The organism is Gelidimonas denitrificans (genome assembly GCF_055694065.1).
On record NZ_CM146350.1, the window covers coordinates 309,492 to 327,437 of the forward strand.

General features: G+C 55.3%; 17 protein-coding genes. 13 read left to right on the plus strand and 4 right to left on the minus strand.

What is annotated here, in order from left to right:
- Positions 1 to 46: 46 nt before the first annotated feature.
- The 4 genes from FKCLFG_RS01485 to FKCLFG_RS01500 form a co-directional block, all read right to left on the minus strand.
- On the minus strand, positions 47 to 727 hold the full coding sequence (locus FKCLFG_RS01485) for an HAD family hydrolase (protein ID WP_472614483.1): 681 nt from the start codon (positions 725 to 727) through the stop codon (positions 47 to 49).
- A gap of 59 nt (positions 728 to 786) precedes the next feature.
- Positions 787 to 1,482, minus strand: coding sequence for a bifunctional 2-polyprenyl-6-hydroxyphenol methylase/3-demethylubiquinol 3-O-methyltransferase UbiG (gene ubiG, locus FKCLFG_RS01490; protein ID WP_472615896.1), 696 nt, complete (start codon positions 1,480 to 1,482; stop codon positions 787 to 789).
- A gap of 138 nt (positions 1,483 to 1,620) precedes the next feature.
- Entirely contained in the window at positions 1,621 to 2,265 is a 645-nt protein-coding gene (ompA, locus tag FKCLFG_RS01495; protein WP_472614484.1) for an outer membrane protein OmpA, read from the minus strand.
- A 286-nt stretch (positions 2,266 to 2,551) separates the two neighbouring features.
- Positions 2,552 to 3,232 carry an OmpA family protein gene (locus FKCLFG_RS01500; RefSeq protein WP_472614485.1) on the minus strand — a complete coding sequence of 227 codons (681 nt, stop codon included), beginning with the start codon at positions 3,230 to 3,232 and terminating at the stop codon, positions 2,552 to 2,554.
- Positions 3,233 to 3,477: 245 nt separating this feature from the next.
- Between FKCLFG_RS01500 and gyrA the strand changes: the two genes are divergently transcribed.
- From gyrA to rfaE1, 13 genes are all read left to right on the plus strand, one after another.
- Positions 3,478 to 6,144 carry a DNA gyrase subunit A gene (gene gyrA, locus FKCLFG_RS01505; protein WP_472614486.1) on the plus strand — a complete coding sequence of 889 codons (2,667 nt, stop codon included), beginning with the start codon at positions 3,478 to 3,480 and terminating at the stop codon, positions 6,142 to 6,144.
- A complete protein-coding gene (serC, locus tag FKCLFG_RS01510; protein ID WP_472614487.1) occupies positions 6,141 to 7,244 on the plus strand; it encodes a 3-phosphoserine/phosphohydroxythreonine transaminase in 1,104 nt (367 codons plus the stop codon). Before gyrA ends, serC begins: the two co-directional genes overlap by 4 nt.
- Positions 7,245 to 7,296: 52 nt before the next feature.
- Positions 7,297 to 8,370, plus strand: a complete 1,074-nt coding sequence (gene pheA, locus FKCLFG_RS01515) for a prephenate dehydratase (protein ID WP_472614488.1) — start codon at positions 7,297 to 7,299, stop codon at positions 8,368 to 8,370.
- A 23-nt stretch (positions 8,371 to 8,393) separates the two neighbouring features.
- A complete protein-coding gene (gene hisC / locus FKCLFG_RS01520; RefSeq protein WP_472614489.1) occupies positions 8,394 to 9,518 on the plus strand; it encodes a histidinol-phosphate transaminase in 1,125 nt (374 codons plus the stop codon).
- A 205-nt stretch (positions 9,519 to 9,723) separates the two neighbouring features.
- Positions 9,724 to 10,635, plus strand: coding sequence for a prephenate dehydrogenase (locus FKCLFG_RS01525; protein ID WP_472614490.1), 912 nt, complete (start codon positions 9,724 to 9,726; stop codon positions 10,633 to 10,635).
- Positions 10,636 to 10,646: 11 nt separating this feature from the next.
- Complete coding sequence (gene aroA, locus FKCLFG_RS01530; protein WP_472614491.1) at positions 10,647 to 12,008, plus strand: 3-phosphoshikimate 1-carboxyvinyltransferase; 1,362 nt, start codon at positions 10,647 to 10,649, stop codon at positions 12,006 to 12,008.
- Positions 12,009 to 12,122: 114 nt separating this feature from the next.
- A complete protein-coding gene (cmk, locus tag FKCLFG_RS01535) occupies positions 12,123 to 12,791 on the plus strand; it encodes a (d)CMP kinase (protein WP_472614492.1) in 669 nt (222 codons plus the stop codon).
- A gap of 200 nt (positions 12,792 to 12,991) precedes the next feature.
- Positions 12,992 to 14,671: a 30S ribosomal protein S1 gene (rpsA, locus tag FKCLFG_RS01540; protein ID WP_472615897.1), complete on the plus strand. Its 1,680-nt coding sequence runs from the start codon at positions 12,992 to 12,994 to the stop codon at positions 14,669 to 14,671.
- A 14-nt stretch (positions 14,672 to 14,685) separates the two neighbouring features.
- Complete coding sequence (locus tag FKCLFG_RS01545) at positions 14,686 to 14,991, plus strand: integration host factor subunit beta (RefSeq protein WP_472614493.1); 306 nt, start codon at positions 14,686 to 14,688, stop codon at positions 14,989 to 14,991.
- A gap of 121 nt (positions 14,992 to 15,112) precedes the next feature.
- The gene (locus tag FKCLFG_RS01550; protein WP_472614494.1) at positions 15,113 to 15,427 is read left to right on the plus strand and encodes a LapA family protein; all 315 of its coding nucleotides are present in this window, start codon (positions 15,113 to 15,115) and stop codon (positions 15,425 to 15,427) included.
- 137 nt (positions 15,428 to 15,564) lie between these two features.
- Positions 15,565 to 16,740, plus strand: coding sequence for a lipopolysaccharide assembly protein LapB (lapB, locus tag FKCLFG_RS01555; protein ID WP_472614495.1), 1,176 nt, complete (start codon positions 15,565 to 15,567; stop codon positions 16,738 to 16,740).
- Between the two features lie 59 nt (positions 16,741 to 16,799).
- On the plus strand, positions 16,800 to 16,997 hold the full coding sequence (locus tag FKCLFG_RS01560) for a hypothetical protein (protein ID WP_472614496.1): 198 nt from the start codon (positions 16,800 to 16,802) through the stop codon (positions 16,995 to 16,997).
- Positions 16,994 to 17,935 carry a D-glycero-beta-D-manno-heptose-7-phosphate kinase gene (gene rfaE1 / locus FKCLFG_RS01565; protein ID WP_472614497.1) on the plus strand — a complete coding sequence of 314 codons (942 nt, stop codon included), beginning with the start codon at positions 16,994 to 16,996 and terminating at the stop codon, positions 17,933 to 17,935. Before FKCLFG_RS01560 ends, rfaE1 begins: the two co-directional genes overlap by 4 nt.
- Positions 17,936 to 17,946 lie beyond the last annotated feature (11 nt).

The following is a 17,946-nucleotide window of genomic DNA, read 5'->3' on the forward strand; positions in this document are numbered from 1 at the left end:
AAAATGTGATGCCCAAGATCTTTCGTAACAGATTCTCCCTAGGCCTCTAGGCCAGACATCTGCTACGGATGCATTCCAATAACTGTAATGGTGTATTTATGATCAAATCGGCACCCCATGCACGGGGCGCAAGTTCGCCGCAATAACCCCACGCTGCCGCGACGGTATGCATACCGGCAGCATGCCCTGCCTGAATATCGCGAATGTCGTCGCCTACGTACCAACAATCCTGTGGAGATATGCCAAGACGCCTGGCGGCTTCGAATAGCGGCCCCGGATGTGGTTTTGCTTGTGGCATCGTATCGCCGGATACCACGCAACCTGCTTCGTGCAAGCCAATCTGGCGCACTAAAGGCTCGGTGAAACGCGCTGCCTTGTTGGTTACGATTCCCCACGCCAGGTCGTACTCACTTAATCCCTTGATCAGGTCGATTACGCCATCGAATAGTCGGGATTTCACTGTCAGCGCTGCGGCGTAGTTGTTCAGGAACGCGATTCGCAAGGTTTCATAGCCTTCATCTTCAGGTTGGAGCCCGAATGCCACGCCGATCAATCCTCTCGCGCCTGATGATGCCGCGGGGCGAAGTGATTCGTACGGAGTGGGTATTAAGCCTTGGGTTGTTCGCAACAAGTTCACAGCCGCCGCCAGATCAGGTGCAGTGTCGGCTAAGGTGCCGTCAAGGTCGAACAGGATGGCGCGGGGGATTGGGGGCGTATTGGCGGTCAAGGCAAGTCTATCTGCGATTTCGCATATTGGGGCGACAGTTGTCGATTAGTAAAATTATGTTACACAGTGCGCGTGCAGGCCATCATGTAATTGACGCTGGTGTCGTGATTGAGTGAATACAGTTGGGTCACAGGATTGTATGTCAGCCCTTTCATGACATCGACAGTCATGTTCGCATTGCGAATGTATTGCGATAACTCCGCCGGGGTAATGAATTTTGCATATTCATGCGTACCTTTTGGCAGCAGGCGCAGCAGGTATTCGGCTCCGATAATTGCGAACAGGTAGGATTTCAGGTTGCGATTGAGCGTGGAAAAAAATACGCGGCCGCCGGGTTTTACCAAAGTGGCACAGGCGCGAACGATGGAAGCTGGATCCGGCACATGTTCCAGCATTTCCATGCATGTCACTATGTCGTATGTGCCAGGTTCTCTTGCCGCCAGGTCTTCTGCGGCAATCAATTCGTAACGAACCTTTGCGCCGGATTCCAGGCTATGCAGGTCGGCAACCTTGAGAGCCTTTTCGGATAAATCGATTCCAGTCACATTCGCACCCTTGTTTGCCATTGATTCTGACAGGATGCCGCCGCCACAGCCTATATCGACAATGGTTTTGCCTGCTAATGGCACGCAGGCATTAATCCATTCCAGGCGGAGTGGATTAATTGCGTGCAAGGGACGAAATTCCGAGCTTGGATCCCACCACCGGTGAGCGAGATCACTGAATTTTTGTAGTTCAAGAGGGTCAGCATTCATAGGCGACATGATAGCTGTAAATGTGCCGATGCGCAGGTCTTGTAGAATAAATTTGAAGATTCCGACCAAGGCAATCTACGTGATTGTTTGCGCCAAAAAAAACCCCGCATTCGCGGGGTTTCACTCGAGCAAAATCGATTACTGGTTACGTGTACCAACAACTTCGATTTCTACGCGACGGTTTTTAGCACGGCCGGCAGCATTTTTGTTGCTCGCAACAGGTTGCTTCTCGCCCTTGCCTTCAGTGTATACGCGATTGGTTTCGATGCCTTTGGAAACCAAGTAAGCTTTAACTGCTTCAGCACGACGGATCGACAGTTTTTGGTTGTAAGCATCAGCTCCGATGGAGTCTGTGTGACCAACAGCAATGATAACTTCCAGATTGACGCCGCCCAGTTTCGAGGCCAGATCGTCCAACTTCGCTTTACCGTCGGCTTTCAGTACGGACTTGTCAAAATCAAAGAATGCATCCGCTGCAAAAGTGACTTTTTCTGATGTTGGTGCAACAACAACGGGAGCCGGTGCAGGTGCTGGTTCAGCAGCGGCTGGCGCTGGGGCGGCAGCTTTAACGATCTCACCATCGCAACCACCAACTGAGTCGGCAGGAGTCCAGTAACCGGCATGCCAGCACAAGCCGAATGGATTGCGTGCAATTACACCACGGCTGTCTTGTACGTATGCACTATTTGGTGTTTTAGCCTGAATATCTTGTGTGCCTTGTGCAGATGCCGAAATAGACAGGACTGCGGACGCAGCGAAGACGAGTTTTGCTAATTTTTTCATATTTTTTCCTCTCGGGTGAGATATCCGCAGATAAACTGCGCAACAAATTTACAACATCTAGAATTAAATTACTACTAGCAACAGGTTATCACAGTTATAAATTAGCCCTATGCAATAGTCCGGTTTTCATTTTGCCATAGGCTTTGACTTGCTGCTTTGTTTGTTAAATTGACTGCAGTGTAATTTTGGCCATTCGTTGCGATTTCACAACGATAAAATAAATGACTTTCATTTGGGAAATTATTTAAAACGCCGGTCAAAATGATCCGCTAAATTTGGTGCATTGTTATTTAACTGACAGCCCTTTAACTTCAATAATTAGTCGGCGGTTGGGCGCCAGACACTGAATAAGTTTTTTGCGAGGTAAATTGTTGCTGCAGGTTTTTACTGGCTGTGTCGCGCCTGCGCCCAATGTGTTGATACTGGAAACGATATTTTTGCTTTTCAGGTAAGCAGTCAGGTTCCCTGCGCGTTTTTCGGATAACAACTGATTATATTTTTTTGATCCGAGTAAGTCGGTATGGCCGGTTATGTGTATTGATTCAATATTCGTGCAATTTGCAAGTCTCGGTAGCACCTCATCGTCGACCCGTTTTTTGGCGGCCTTGGCTAAGGTGGCGCTATTGAATAGAAAAGTCTGGTCGTTTTCCAGTGTTGCGATGAAATCACACCTTTTAGGCTCTGGTGCGACCGCAGGCGTAATTGCTTGGCCGAGCGGTGCTGCAACGGCTGGGGCAGTGGGGTTCGCAATGGGGGAAGTTAGTTCGCCGTCGCATCCCAGGACTGCATCTGCAGCGACCCAATTGCCTGTGCGCCAGCAGAGGCCGTAGGCGCTACGCACCACTGTTCGATTGCTGTCTTGCAAGTATGCGCTGTCTGGTGTTTTTGCTTTGATGTCAGATGTCTGGGCGTTCGTGCCAAAGGCTGTTGCGCCAATCGCAAGGCCCATGGCCAGTTTTATGAGCATGCTGCTTCCTTTTTTGCGATTTTTAAGTATGTGCGGTTGAAATATCCGGCAGTATTTAAACATATTTTATAGATGAGGCCGTATTTTCTGGAAAATATCGCAGCGCCATTCTGGGTTTCTTAAACGCCATGATGAAACCGGCACATGATAAAATTATTCGTTTACAAGCTTCAACCAGTTGCTGTAACAATGCCTTAACGATAGGCATCGTACGTTAACCCAGTCAAAAAGTAGCCGAACAGCCAATGGATCAATTCGCCAAAGAAACAATCCCGATTTCCCTTGAAGAAGAAATGCGCAAGAGCTACCTCGATTACGCGATGAGCGTAATCGTCGGCCGTGCCTTGCCAGATGTGCGCGACGGCTTGAAACCGGTGCATCGCCGCGTCTTGTTCGCGATGCATGAAATGAACAATGTCTGGAACCGTCCGTATGTAAAATGCGCGCGCGTGGTCGGTGAAACCATGGGTAAATATCACCCGCACGGTGACGCCTCGATTTACGACACGCTGGTGCGGATGGCGCAGAGTTTTTCGCTACGTTACATGTTGGTTGATGGACAGGGCAATTTCGGTTCGGTCGATGGCGACAGCGCTGCGGCGATGCGTTACACCGAGTGCCGCCTGGGAAAGATTGCCAATGAATTGCTGGCTGATATCGACAAAGATACCGTTGATTTCGTGCCTAACTACGACGGCAAGGAAAAAGAGCCGTCGGTACTGCCGACCAAGATTCCCAATCTGCTGATTAACGGCTCTTCCGGGATCGCAGTCGGGATGGCAACCAATATCCCGCCGCACAATATTACAGAAGTCATCAAGGGCGCCTTGTACTTGCTGCGCAATGTCGATTGCACCATCGATGAACTGATCGAGATCATTCCGGCACCGGATTTTCCGACCGCCGGCATTATTTATGGTGTGTCCGGTGTGCGCGATGGCTACCGCACCGGCCGCGGCCGGGTTGTGATGCGCGCCAAGACGCACTTCGAAGAGTTCGGCCGGGAAGGTCGTACCGCGCTCATCATTGATGAACTGCCGTATCAGGTTAACAAAAAAACCTTGCTGGAGCGTATTGCGGAGCATGTGCGCGACAAGAAGCTTGACGGCATTTCCGATATTCGCGATGAGTCCGACAAATCCGGCATGCGCGTAGTGATCGAATTGAAACGCGGCGAAGTGCCGGAGGTTGTGTTGAACAATCTCTACAAGCAGACGCAATTGCAGGACACCTTCGGTATGAACATGGTGGCGCTGGTGGATGGTCAGCCGAAGCTGCTGAACCTGAAAGAGATGCTGCAGTGCTTCCTGTCGCATCGGCGCGAAGTCATCACCCGCCGTACCGTATTTGAGTTGCGCCGTGCGCGCGAACGCGGGCATGTGCTGGAAGGCTTGGCGGTTGCGCTGGCCAATATTGACGATTTCATTGCCATTATCAAGGCTGCGCCGACGCCGCCCATTGCAAAACTGGAATTGATGTCGCGCGCCTGGGATTCCTCGGTAGTGCGCGAAATGCTGGCGCGTACCGGGGCAGAGAATACCGGTGGCATCGAGGCTTTCCGTCCCGAAAATTTGCCGAAACACTACGGCATCCAGAAAGACGGCTTGTACAAGTTGTCGGATGACCAGGCCCAGGAAATTCTGCAGATGCGTCTGCAACGCTTGACTGGGCTGGAGCAGGACAAGATCGTCAATGAATACAAGGATGTGATGGCGCAGATCGCTGACTTGCTGGATATTCTGTCCAAGCCGGAACGCGTGACCGTCATCATCACCGATGAACTGAACCTGGCCATAAACGAATACGGCGAAGGCAACAAGGACGTGCGCCGTTCGCAAATTGAGCTCAATGCAACCGATCTTGGCACCGAAGACTTGATCACGCCGCAGGACATGGTAGTGACGTTGTCGCATACCGGTTACATGAAGTCGCAGCCGATGTCGGAATACCGGGCCCAGAAGCGCGGCGGTCGCGGCAAGCAGGCAATGGCAACCAAGGAAGACGACTGGATCGACCAGCTTTTCATCGCTAATACCCACGATTACATCTTGTGCTTCTCCAACCGCGGTCGCTTGTACTGGCTCAAGGTATGGGAGGTGCCGCAAGGTTCGCGCAATTCGCGCGGCAAGCCGATCGTCAACATGTTCCCGCTGCAGGAAGGCGAGAAGGTCACCGTGGTGTTGTCGGTGTCGGGCGAAAATCGGACTTTCCCGGAAGACCGTTATATCTTCATGGCAACCAGCCTTGGCACCGTCAAGAAGACCCCTTTGCAAGACTTTAAAAACCCGCGCAAGGCAGGCATCATCGCGGTTGACCTGGACGAGGGCGATTTCCTGATCGGCGCTGCGCTAACCGATGGTAAGCATGACGTGATGCTGTTCTCGGATTCAGGCAAGGCGGTGCGCTTCGACGAGAACGATGTGCGGCCGATGGGCCGCAATGCGCGCGGTGTGCGCGGCATGAATATGGAAGAAGGCCAGCAGGTGATTTCCTTGCTGGTGGCTGAAAACGACCAGCAAAGCGTCTTGACTGCCACCGAGAACGGCTTCGGCAAGCGGACTCCGATCCATGAATACACCCGTCATGGGCGCGGCACCAAAGGCATGATCGCGATCCAGACCAGTGAACGCAATGGTCGGGTCGTGGCTGCCACACTGGTCGAGTCCAGCGATGAAATTCTGCTCATTACTACCGGCGGTGTTTTGATCCGGACCCGTGTTTCCGAAATCCGTGAAATGGGCCGCGCTACACAGGGCGTAACACTGATCGCAGTCGAAGACGGCACCAGGCTAAGCGGCTTGCAACGCATAATCGAGCCGGATGTCGAAGTCGATGCCGAAATTGATGTTGAGGCCGGCGCCGATATCGAAATTGATACCGATACCGATAGTGGGGAGCCGGGCCAAGCATGACGCGTATCTACAATTTTTCCGCTGGGCCGGCAATGCTGCCCCAGGAAGTGTTGCAGCAGGCGGCTGCTGAAATGCTCGATTGGCATGGCAGCGGCATGTCCGTGATGGAGATGAGCCATCGCGGCAAGGAATTCATGTCCATCATCGAAGCGGCCGAGCGCAACCTGCGCGCATTGCTGGCGGTGCCTGACAATTATCGGATTCTCTTCATGCAGGGCGGGGCGATTGCCGAAAATGCGATCATTCCGATGAATCTGGTCGGCCGCAAGCCGCAGCCGGCGACTGCGGATTACATCAACAGCGGCTCCTGGTCGACCAAATCCATTAAGGAAGCGAAGAAGTATTGCAACGTCAACGTCGCGGCGTCCTCCGAAGATTCCCATTTTGCGGCGATTCCTGCACGCGAGGTCTGGCGCTTGTCGGAGAACGCTGCATACGTGCACATTTGTACCAATGAAACCATTGATGGGGTTGAATATCAGTTCGTGCCGGAGGTTGCGGCCGCCACCAACGACGCCCCATTGGTCGCCGACATGTCGTCCCACATCTTGTCGCGCGTGATCGATGTGTCGAAATATGGCGTTGTCTATGGCGGGGCGCAAAAGAATATCGGCCCAGCCGGATTGACCATCGTTATCGTGCGGGATGACTTGATCGGACATGCGCTGCCGTTTTGCCCTTCTGCGTTTGACTGGAAATTGGTAGCGGATAACCATTCGATGTACAACACGCCACCGACGTATGCGATTTACATCGCCGGTCTGGTGTTTCAGTGGCTGCTGCGCGAGGGCGGCGTGGCCGCAATTGAGCAGCGCAATATCGCCAAGGCCAAATTGTTGTACGACACCATCGATGCCAGCAGTTTTTACAGCAACAAAATCGCTCCCGATTGTCGTTCCAGGATGAATATCCCGTTTTCGCTGCGTGACGATACGCATAATGCAGCGTTTCTGGCGGGAGCCGAAGAGCGTGGTTTGTTGCAACTCAAGGGACATAAATCGGTTGGCGGCATGCGGGCTTCGATCTATAACGCGATGCCGATCGAGGGTGTGCAGGCGCTGGTGGACTACATGCAACAATTCGAGCGCCAGCACGCTTAGCTGCATTAGCTGCAATCGGGTTACAGGTAGCGGCCCACACAACAAAGAAAATATGAGCCAAGATAAACTCCAGCCCTTGCGGGTGCAAATCGATGCAATCGATCAGCAAATTCTGGAATTGCTGAATCAGCGCGCTCGCCTGGCGCAGCAAGTCGGTCATCTGAAAGCCGAAACCAATGCGCCGGTATTCCGCCCCGAGCGCGAGGCGCAAGTGCTGCGCCGGGTCGCCGAACGCAATCCTGGTCCCTTGTTTGGCCCCGACGTACAAACCATTTTTCGCGAAATCATGTCGTCCTGCCGGGCGCTGGAGAACCGGGTCACGGTCGCTTTTCTCGGCCCGGTTGGCACTTTTACCGAACAGGCGGTATACCAGCAGTTCGGCCGTGCGGTGGAAGGCATGCCGTGCCCCTCGATCGATGAAGTATTTCGCGCGGTGGAAGCAGGCACCGCCGATTTTGGCGTGGTGCCGGTGGAAAATTCGTCCGAGGGCGCGATCAACCGGACCCTCGATCTGCTGCTGCAAACCACGCTTTTGATCAGCGGCGAGGTGTCGATTCCAGTCCATCACAGCCTGATGTCCTTGAGCGGGACGATGGACGGCGTACTGCGGATTTGCGCCCACTCGCAGGCGCTGGCGCAGTGCCAAGCCTGGCTGAACCAGAATTATCCGAACATCGAACGCCATGCAGTCGCTTCCAACGGCGAAGCGGCGCGACTGGCGTCGGAACAGCCCGGCACGGCCGCCATCGCCAGCGAGATTGCAGGTCAGCAATATGGTTTGCAAATCATCAACGCGCACATCCAGGACGATCCGCACAATCGCACCCGCTTCGCGGTGATCGGCCGCTTGCAGACTAGCCCGAGTGGATGCGATCAGACCTCGCTGGTATTGTCGGTGCCGAACAAGGCGGGCGCTGTCTATAATTTGCTGGCGCCGCTGGCCAAACACGGCGTATCGATGACGCGCTTCGAATCGCGCCCGGCCCGCATGGGTACCTGGGAATATTATTTCTATGTCGATATCGAGGGCCATCTGCAAGACGACAAGGTGGCCCGGGCCTTGGCCGAGCTAAAACAGAACGCCGCCTTTTTCAAGGTGCTCGGTTCTTATCCTTTTTGCGCTTAATTTCATTCAACTCGGAGTCCAAGATGTCGATACAGTACGGTCCTGATTATGTGCGTGCAATTGCCCCTTACCAGAGCGGCAAGCCGATTGCGGAAGTCGCGCGCGAATTCGGTCTGGACCAGGCCACGATTGTCAAGCTTGCTTCCAATGAAAATCCGCGCGGCATGCCGGAATCTGCCCAGCAGGCGATGCTCGATGCGGTAGCCGATCTCGGTCGCTATCCGGATGCCAACGGTTTCGACTTGAAAGCGGCGATCACCGCAAAATACCGCGTGTCGCAAGAGTGGATCACGCTCGGCAACGGCAGCAACGACATTCTGGAGCTGGCCGCGCACGCGTTCGTGCAACCGGGCCAGGCAATAATGTATGCGCAGTATGCGTTTCTGGTCTACGCGCTGGCGACTCAGGCGGTGGGCGCGCGCGCCATCGAGGTGCCGGCCCAGGATTACGGCCATGATCTTGACGCAATGGCGCGCGCGATTACACCCGACACCAAACTGATCTATATCGCCAACCCGAATAATCCGACCGGCACCTTCCTGCCCGCCGCAGCCATCGAAGCGTTCCTGAAAAGTGTACCGCCGGAAATTGTGGTGGTGCTGGACGAAGCCTATAACGAATATCTGGCGCCGGAATTGCAATACGAATCGACCGAATGGGTCAGGACTTATCCGAATCTGCTGGTGTCGCGCACGCTCTCGAAGGCGTATGGACTGGCCGGTTTGCGAGTCGGGTTCGGGATTGCGCAACCGGCCGTCACCGATTTGCTCAATCGCATCCGGCAACCGTTCAATGTCAATTCGCTGGCGCAGGCGGCGGCTATTGCGGCGCTGGGCGATACGCCATTTCTGCAAAAAAGCGCGGCCCTGAATGCCGCCGGTTATCTGCAGCTGACAGAGTTTTTCGATGCGATCGACTTGCAATATGTGCCGTCCTTCGGCAACTTCGTGCTGGTCAAGGTCGGCCTTGACGACCATGCCGGCGCCCGCATCAACCTAGCGTTGCTGAAACGGGGCGTGATCGTGCGCCCGGTCGCCAATTACGGCTTGTCGCAATGGTTGCGCATCTCAATCGGCTTGCCGGAAGAAAACGCGATCTTTATCGATGCGCTGCGCACGGTGCTGAAAGCGGAAGTGAACGCGGCCTGAGTGCGCTTTAGTTCCTTTCACGGGACGGCACACTGAAAATATACTGTTTAGTGTATTTTTTAAAAGTGCAATATATCTATGCGGATAGTGTGGTGTTTTTTGTCATACTCCCGCTTTTTTGTAATTTTAAAGATATGGAAAGGGGAGGTCAGCGCTAACGCCGGCGCTCCTTCGTTGGCATAACCTCACCATTAGAGTCATTTCCTTGTTCAAAAAAATCGTTATTTTCGGTGTCGGGCTGATCGGCGGCTCATTTGCGCTGGCGCTCAAAAAGGCGGCTGCTGCGACGCAGATTGTCGGCGTCGGCCGCACTGTTGCGCCGCTGACGCGCGCCATCGAATTGGGCATCATCGATAGCGCCAGCAGCTCTGATTGCGACGCGCTGGCGATCTGCTTGCGGGACGCCGATCTGGTATTGATTGCAGCGCCGGTAGCGCAGACCGAGGCGATTCTGGAAGCCATCGCACCGCATTTGCAGGCCGGCACCATCGTCACCGACGCCGGCAGCACCAAGACCGATGTGGTGGCCGCCGCCCGCCGTGCGTTGGGCGCCAAGATCGCGCAGTTCGTGCCGGGCCATCCGATTGCCGGGCGCGCACTGAACGGGCCGGAAGCGGCGCTGGCCGATTTGTATGTCGACAAGAAAGTGGTGCTGACGCCGCTGCCTGAAAATGCGCCGGCCGACGTGGCCCGCGTAGCCGCCGTCTGGCAGCAATGCGGCGCGATCATCCATCGCCTCACGCCGGAGCAGCACGACCGCGTATTTGCTTCGGTCAGCCACTTGCCGCATCTGCTGGCGTATGCGCTGGTCGATGATATTGCGCGCAAACCGCATGCCGACCTGCTGTTCCAGTATGCGGCCAGCGGTTTTCGCGATTTCACCCGGATTGCCGGCTCCTCGCCTGAAATGTGGCGCGATATCGCGCTGTCCAATCAGACCGCGCTGCTGGGCGAGCTGGATGCCTATATGCTGCAATTGGCACAATTGCGCAGCGCGCTGGCAAGCGGCGACGGCGGCGCAATGGAAGCGATCTTTGCCAACGCGCAGCAAGCCCGGCAACGCTGGGAAATATCGATTGAAACGGCAGAAAAACACCATCAAGAAGGCGGCGACTAATGACGCGCAGCATGAAACCAACCAGCATCCAAGCGCAAGCGCAGCATCCGAAACATTATCCGGATCATCTCGATCTGGCGCCCGCGATGCGCGCGCAGGGCACGGTGCAACTGCCCGGCTCGAAGAGTATTTCCAATCGCACCTTGTTGTTGGCGGCGCTGGCCGGCGGCACCACCCAGATCTTGGATTTGCTGGCGTCGGACGATACTTTCGTAATGCTGAACGCGCTGCAACTGCTGGGAGTGCGCTGGGAGCAGCAGGACACGACGCAGAATTACACCGTGTTTGGCGTCGATGGCAATCCTCCTGTGCATCAGGCCGATTTGTTCATGGGCAATGCCGGCACCGCGATTCGCCCGCTGACCGCAGCGCTGGCTGTGATCGGCGGCGATTACACGCTGCACGGCGTGGCGCGCATGCATGAGCGCCCGATCGGGGATCTGGTCGATGCGCTGAACGCGATCGGGGCCCGGATCGTATATACCGGCGTCGCAGGCTTTCCACCGCTGCACATCCAGCGCGGCCATGTCGAGGCCCAGCACATGCGCGTGCGCGGCAACGTTTCGAGCCAGTTCCTGACCGCATTGCTGATGGCATCGCCCTTCATCGCGCGCACGCATGCGCTTACCATCGACGTCATCGGCGAGCTGATTTCCAGGCCGTATATCGAGATTACTTTGAACCTGATGCGGCGCTTCGGCGTGGCGGTTGAGCGCGACGGCTGGCAATCGTTCGTGATTGCGGCAGGGCAGCATTACCAGAGTCCGGGCATGATTCAGGTCGAAGGCGACGCCTCTTCGGCCTCGTATTTTCTGGCGGCGGGCGCGATTGCAGGCGGCCCGGTACGGGTCGAAGGCGTCGGCAGCGCCAGCATCCAGGGCGATGTGCGCTTTGTCGAAGCGCTGCAGCAAATGGGCGCGACTATCACCATGGGCGAAAACTGGATCGAAGCGCAATCGAATGGCGTATTAAAAGCGATTAATGCCGATTTCAACCACATACCGGACGCCGCAATGACCATCGCAGTCGCGGCACTGTACGCAGACGGCCCCAGCATGCTGCGCAACATCGGCAGCTGGCGGGTCAAGGAAACCGATCGCATTAGCGCGATGGCGGCCGAGTTGCGCAAGGTCGGCGCGCTGGTGGAAGAGGGCGCGGATTATTTGCGGGTGACGCCGCCGGCGCAGATTTGCGCCGCCACCATTGATACCTACGACGACCATCGGATGGCGATGTGCTTTTCGCTGGCGACGCTGGGCGGCGCGGCGCGCAATGGCGCCGCGATGCGCATCAACAACCCCAAATGCGTGGCCAAAACTTTCCCCGATTATTTCGAAACGTTCGCCAGCATCGCGCGCAATGAGTTGTTTTGACGCGGCTGTTGTATGAATTATTATCAATAAATGGCCAGTATAAATAGTGGCGCCATGTTTATATGCGGCAATAGCACTATTTTTTCATATACTCCAACCAAGTCAGGAATTGTAATGCATCAGATCCGTGTTCCAGTGATTGCCATCGACGGCCCTACCGCCTCCGGAAAAGGCACTGTCGCGCAGCGCGTGGCGCAGCAGCTCGGCTGGCATTATCTGGATTCCGGCGCGCTGTACCGGCTCACCGCGTTGTCTGCAATGCGCAGCAACACGCCGCTGTCGGATCAGGAGCGCATAGCTGCGCTGGCGGCGGCGCTGCCGTGCAGTTTCGACGGCGCTGCGGTGCGGCTGTCCGGTGTCGACGTCACTGACGCGATCCGGGCCGAGGATATCGGCAATGCCGCGTCAAAAATTGCCGCCCTGCCTGCAGTGCGGCAGGCGCTGATCGGCCTGCAACTGGGATTTCGGCGGGCTCCCGGGCTGGTGGCGGACGGGCGCGACATGGGCACCGTCATTTTCCCGGATGCATCATTAAAGATATTCCTGACCGCCAGCGTCGAGGCGCGCGCGCAAAGAAGGTATAAGCAATTGATTGACAAGGGTTTTTCTGCTAGTATTACCGACCTTTCGCGGGATTTGAATGAGCGTGATGCGCGTGACGTACAGCGTGCTACCGCCCCGTTAAAGCCCGCCGAGGATGCATATTTGCTCGATACTTCCGAGCTGAACGCGGATCAGGCGGTGTCGCAAGTGCTGCGCTGGTATGCGCAAATGCATGTTTAAAGTTTGTTTTTTGTAATTTTGTAGTGCCGTTGTTGCCGTACATGACACATAACGTGGTCTAGTGCGGTGTTGATAAACCTAACCCAGTTTAAGTCGCCTGTCGCGTCCCCTGCTGGATAACATGTAAAAAACCTATGACTACTGCTACAACCGCCATCGAATCTACTGGAATGGCACCCATCGTTACCGAATCTACAGGAATGGAAAGTTTTGCCGCCCTGTTTGAGGAATCGTTGTCCCGTCAGGACATGCGTTCCGGTGAAGTGATTTCTGCTGAAGTCGTGCGCCTTGACCATAATTTCGTCATCGTCAACGCCGGCCTGAAATCCGAAGCCTTCATCCCTGTTGAAGAATTCAAAAACGATCAAGGCGAACTCGAAGTCAAGGTTGGCGACTTCGTTTCAGTTGCGATCGAATCGCTCGAAAACGGCTTTGGCGATACCATCCTGTCGCGCGACAAGGCGAAACGTCTGGCCTCGTGGCTGGCGCTTGAAAAAGCGATGGAATCCGGCGAAATCGTCATTGGTACGGTTAATGGCAAGGTTAAGGGCGGCCTGACCGTTCTGACCAATGGCATTCGTGCTTTCCTGCCTGGTTCGCTGGTGGATACCCGCCCAGTCAAGGACACTACCCCGTTCGAAGGCAAAACGCTCGAATTCAAGGTCATCAAGCTTGATCGCAAACGCAATAACGTCGTGCTGTCACGTCGTGCGGTAATCGAAGCGTCGATGGGCGAAGAGCGCCAGAAATTGATGGAAACCCTGCAAGAAGGCTCCATCGTCAACGGCGTGGTCAAGAACATCACCGACTATGGCGCATTCGTGGATCTGGGCGGCATCGATGGCTTGCTGCACATCACCGACTTGGCATGGCGTCGTGTGCGTCACCCATCCGAAGTGCTGACAGTGGGTCAGGAAATCACTGCCAAAATTCTGAAATACGACAAAGAAAAAAATCGTGTTTCGCTGGGCGTCAAGCAATTGGGTGACGATCCATGGACTGGCCTGTCACGTCGCTATCCGCAAAGCACCCGCTTGTTCGGTAAAGTTACCAATCTGACTGACTACGGCGCATTCGTTGAAGTCGAACAAGGTATCGAAGGTTTGGTCCATGTGTCCGAAATGGACTGGACTAACAAGAACGTGGCGCCAAACAAAGTTGTCCAATTGGGCGATGAAGTTGAAGTCATGGTGTTGGAAATCGACGAAGAACGTCGCCGCATCAGCCTCGGTATGAAGCAATGCAAGTCCAATCCTTGGGATGATTTCGCAATCACCCACAAGAAGGGCGATAAAGTCCGCGGCGCGATCAAATCGATCACCGACTTTGGCGTATTCATCGGCTTGGCTGGCAACATCGACGGTCTGGTGCATTTGTCCGACTTGTCTTGGACTGAAACCGGCGAAGAAGCAGTACGCCGCTTCAAGAAAGGCGACGAACTGGAAGCTATCGTATTGGCGATTGACGTCGAACGCGAGCGCGTTTCCCTGGGCGTTAAACAACTCGAAGGCGATCCATTCAACAACTTCGCTGCAATGAACGACAAGGGCGCCCTGGTAACGGGTACCGTCAAATCGGTCGAGCCTAAAGGCGCAGTGATCCAGTTGTCCGAAGAAGTCGAAGGCTATCTGCGGGCTTCCGAAATCTCGCGCGATCGCGTTGAAGATGCCGGTACTCACCTGAAAGTTGGCGACACCGTTGAAGCAATGGTGTTGAACATCGACCGCAAAGCACGTGGCATCCAATTGTCGATCAAGGCAAAAGACAATGTCGAAACACAAGAAGCGATGCACAAGATGGCAGCCACCGACAACAATGCAGCTTCAGGCACCACTAGCCTGGGCGCACTGTTGAAGGCCAAGTTCGATAACAAGAACTGATTGTCGGTCGGTAAATGACTAAGTCGGAGTTGATTGCCCGTTTGGCCGAGCATTATTCGCAACTGGTAGCCAAAGATGCGGATTACGCAGTCAAAACAATTCTGGACGCAATGATTGATGCCTTGGCAACTGGTCAGCGCATCGAGATTCGGGGCTTCGGCAGCTTTGCGCTGAATAGCCGGCCGCCGCGCATCGGGCGCAATCCGAAGTCGGGCGACCAGGTGATGGTGCCCGAAAAACGGGTGCCGCACTTCAAGCCGGGCAAGCAATTGCGCGAACGCGTGGATGCGATGGTGGGACAGCCGATCAGGGAAGACTGAGTCATTTACAGATAAATCGAAACGGCATCTACGGATGCCGTTTTTTTTCACGTACAATTTCGCATGGTCTTGCTGGCTGCACGATTCCCGCGCAGCCAGCCATGTATTGGAGAGCCGTGCAATGAAGCTCATTTTCAGAATAATTGCAGGTCTGCTGTTTATTGTTTTTTTTGGATTCGCCCTCAAGAATACGCAGGAAGTCGCATTGCAATTCTTTTTAGGTTATGAAATACGGGCGCCTTTGGTATTGATGCTGCTGGCTTTTTTCGTCAGCGGCGCCATTTTCGGCGTGCTGGCCATGATGTCCACGGTATTGCGCCAGCGCCGCGATTTGAACCGGCACAAGAAAATTATCGCCAAAATGGAAAAAGAGAGCGCCGCGCGTGATCTGTCGCGCAGCCAGCCGCCGCAACCAGACGGTGTGCTGGAGCGGTGATTCTATTTTCACATCAACCATGCACTTTATCGGCTTCGCGTGGCCGTGTCTGCGTACCGCCTGCGTATTGTCTGTGTTGGCCTTCGCGTTCACGATTGATGTGAAAACGGAATAAGTTATGACAAGATTGAACCTACATGGAATTTGAAATTTGGTGGTTACTCGGGATACCGATTTTTTTCGGACTGGGTTGGATCGCAGCGCGCGTGGATATCAAACAATTGTTATCGGAGTCGCGCAGTTTGCCCCGCGGTTATTTCAAGGGCTTGAATTTTCTGCTCAACGAGCAACCGGACAAGGCCATCGATGCATTCATTGAAATTGTCAAACTCGATCCGGAAACTGTTGAACTGCATTTTGCGCTTGGCAGCCTGTTTCGCCGCCGCGGCGAAACTGAAAGAGCGATTCGCGTGCACCAGAATTTGCTGGCGCGACCGGATCTGCCGCAGGAACATCGCTTGCAGGCACTGTTTGAACTGGGCCAGGATTATCTGAAAGCGGGCTTGCTGGATCGGGCCGAAGAAACCTTCAATCAATTGCTGAAAACTCCCTACGGCGCGCAAGCGCAGCGTGCCTTGCTGGAAATTTTTCAGCGCGAAAAGGAATGGCCGCGCGCGATTGAAGCGGCGCAAGGATTGCAGCAATCCGGCGCTGGCGGACTGCAAAAGGAAATCGCCCAGTTCTACTGTGAAATGGCGCAAGACGAGTTGGTGCATACCCATCCGGATGCCGCGCTGGCCTTGCTGGAAAAAGCCCTGGCTGCCGACCGCAAAAGCGTGCGTGCTACTTTGCTGATCGGCGACGTGGCGCAGGCCAAAGGCGACCTCGAAGGCGCATTGCTGGCCTGGCGCCGGGTCGAACAGCAGAGCGTGCCGCATGTGGCGCTGGCGGCGCAGCGCCTGATGGATGGTTATCGCAGTGTCGGGCGGGCCGAGGAAGGCATCAATTTATTGAAGTTTTATCTGGCCGAAGCGCCGTCCATCGATTTGCTGGAAGTGGTTTTCAAGGCGGTATTCGAACTCCATGGGGTGGACGCCGCCAAGCAACTGGCCAGCGATGAATTGCGTCGTACGCCAACCTTGCTCGGTTTGGACAAGTTGCTCGATGCCCGGCTGATGGATGCCAGGCCGGAAATCCGGCCCGAACTATCGATGGTCAAGCATCTGGTGCACAGCTATGCGCAAAAGCTGGCGCGTTATCAATGCAGTCATTGCGGTTTCAAGGCGCGCCAATTCTATTGGCAGTGCCCCGGTTGCAATCTCTGGGAAACATATCCGCCGCGCCGCACCGAAGAACTCAACGTGATGAATTAGGTTGCTGCGCCACTGGCTGACCCCATCCATCGTCCGATTGCAACCTACCTGCTAAGTTTATGAAAATACCAATTATCGGCACCGGCCATGTTGGCTTGGTCACCGCAGCCTGTCTGACTGAACTCGGCAGTAATGTTTTTTCCGGGTCTGGTTGCCGACCAGGCTGCCATCCTGGACAGCTGCAGGATTCCTACCCACGCACTGGGGGCGGCGGAAATTGCCACGCGGCTCTGACCGGCAAAGGAAATACGCTATGAAACTGCCGATACTGAATACGACACGAATTTTGGTGGCAGGCGATGTGATGCTGGACCGTTACTGGTTCGGCGACGTCAACCGGATATCGCCCGAAGCGCCGGTGCCGGTGGTGCATGTGGCGAAAAGCGAAGAGCGCCTGGGCGGCGCGGCCAACGTGGCCCGTAATGTATCTGCTTTGGGCGCACACGCCGGTTTGTTGGGCGTGGTGGGACAGGACGAAGCAGGCGACGCGATTGCACGCCTGCTGGATGAATCCACAATTCGCAACTACCTGCAGCGCGACGCTGCTACTTCGACCATCATCAAATTGCGCGTGATCGGCCGCCAGCAGCAATTACTGCGGATCGATTTCGAGCAAGCGCCGGCCGATGACGCGTTGCGCGACAAACTGGCCCAGTTCGATGCCCTGCTGCCAGATTACGACGTGGTGGTGTTGTCCGATTATGCCAAGGGCGGCTTGGTCAATGTGGCCGCCATGATCCAGTTGGCGCGGCAGGCCAGCAAAATGGTCCTGGTCGACCCGAAGGGGGAGGATTTCAGCTGCTATGCCGGGGCTTCGATATTGACTCCCAACAAGGCAGAGTTCCGTGCCATCGTTGGCGCCTGGCACAGCGAGGCCGAGCTGACTGCCAAAGCCCAGCAACTGCGTACCGGGCTGCAACTGGAAGCGCTGTTGCTGACCCGTTCCGAAGAAGGCATGACGCTGTATTCGGCGCAGGGCGTCTCGCATGTGCCGGCAGTGACGCGCGAAGTGTATGACGTCTCGGGAGCCGGAGACACAGTAATCGCCACGCTGGCCGTGATGCTGGGCGCCGGGCTGCCGCTGGCGCAGGCGGTGTCCTACGCCAATCGTGCCGGCGGCATCGTGGTGGGGAAACTGGGCACGGCCACCGTTTCCCTGGATGAATTGCAGGATCAAAATCAGCGGCTGGTGTGATCCATTTGCTA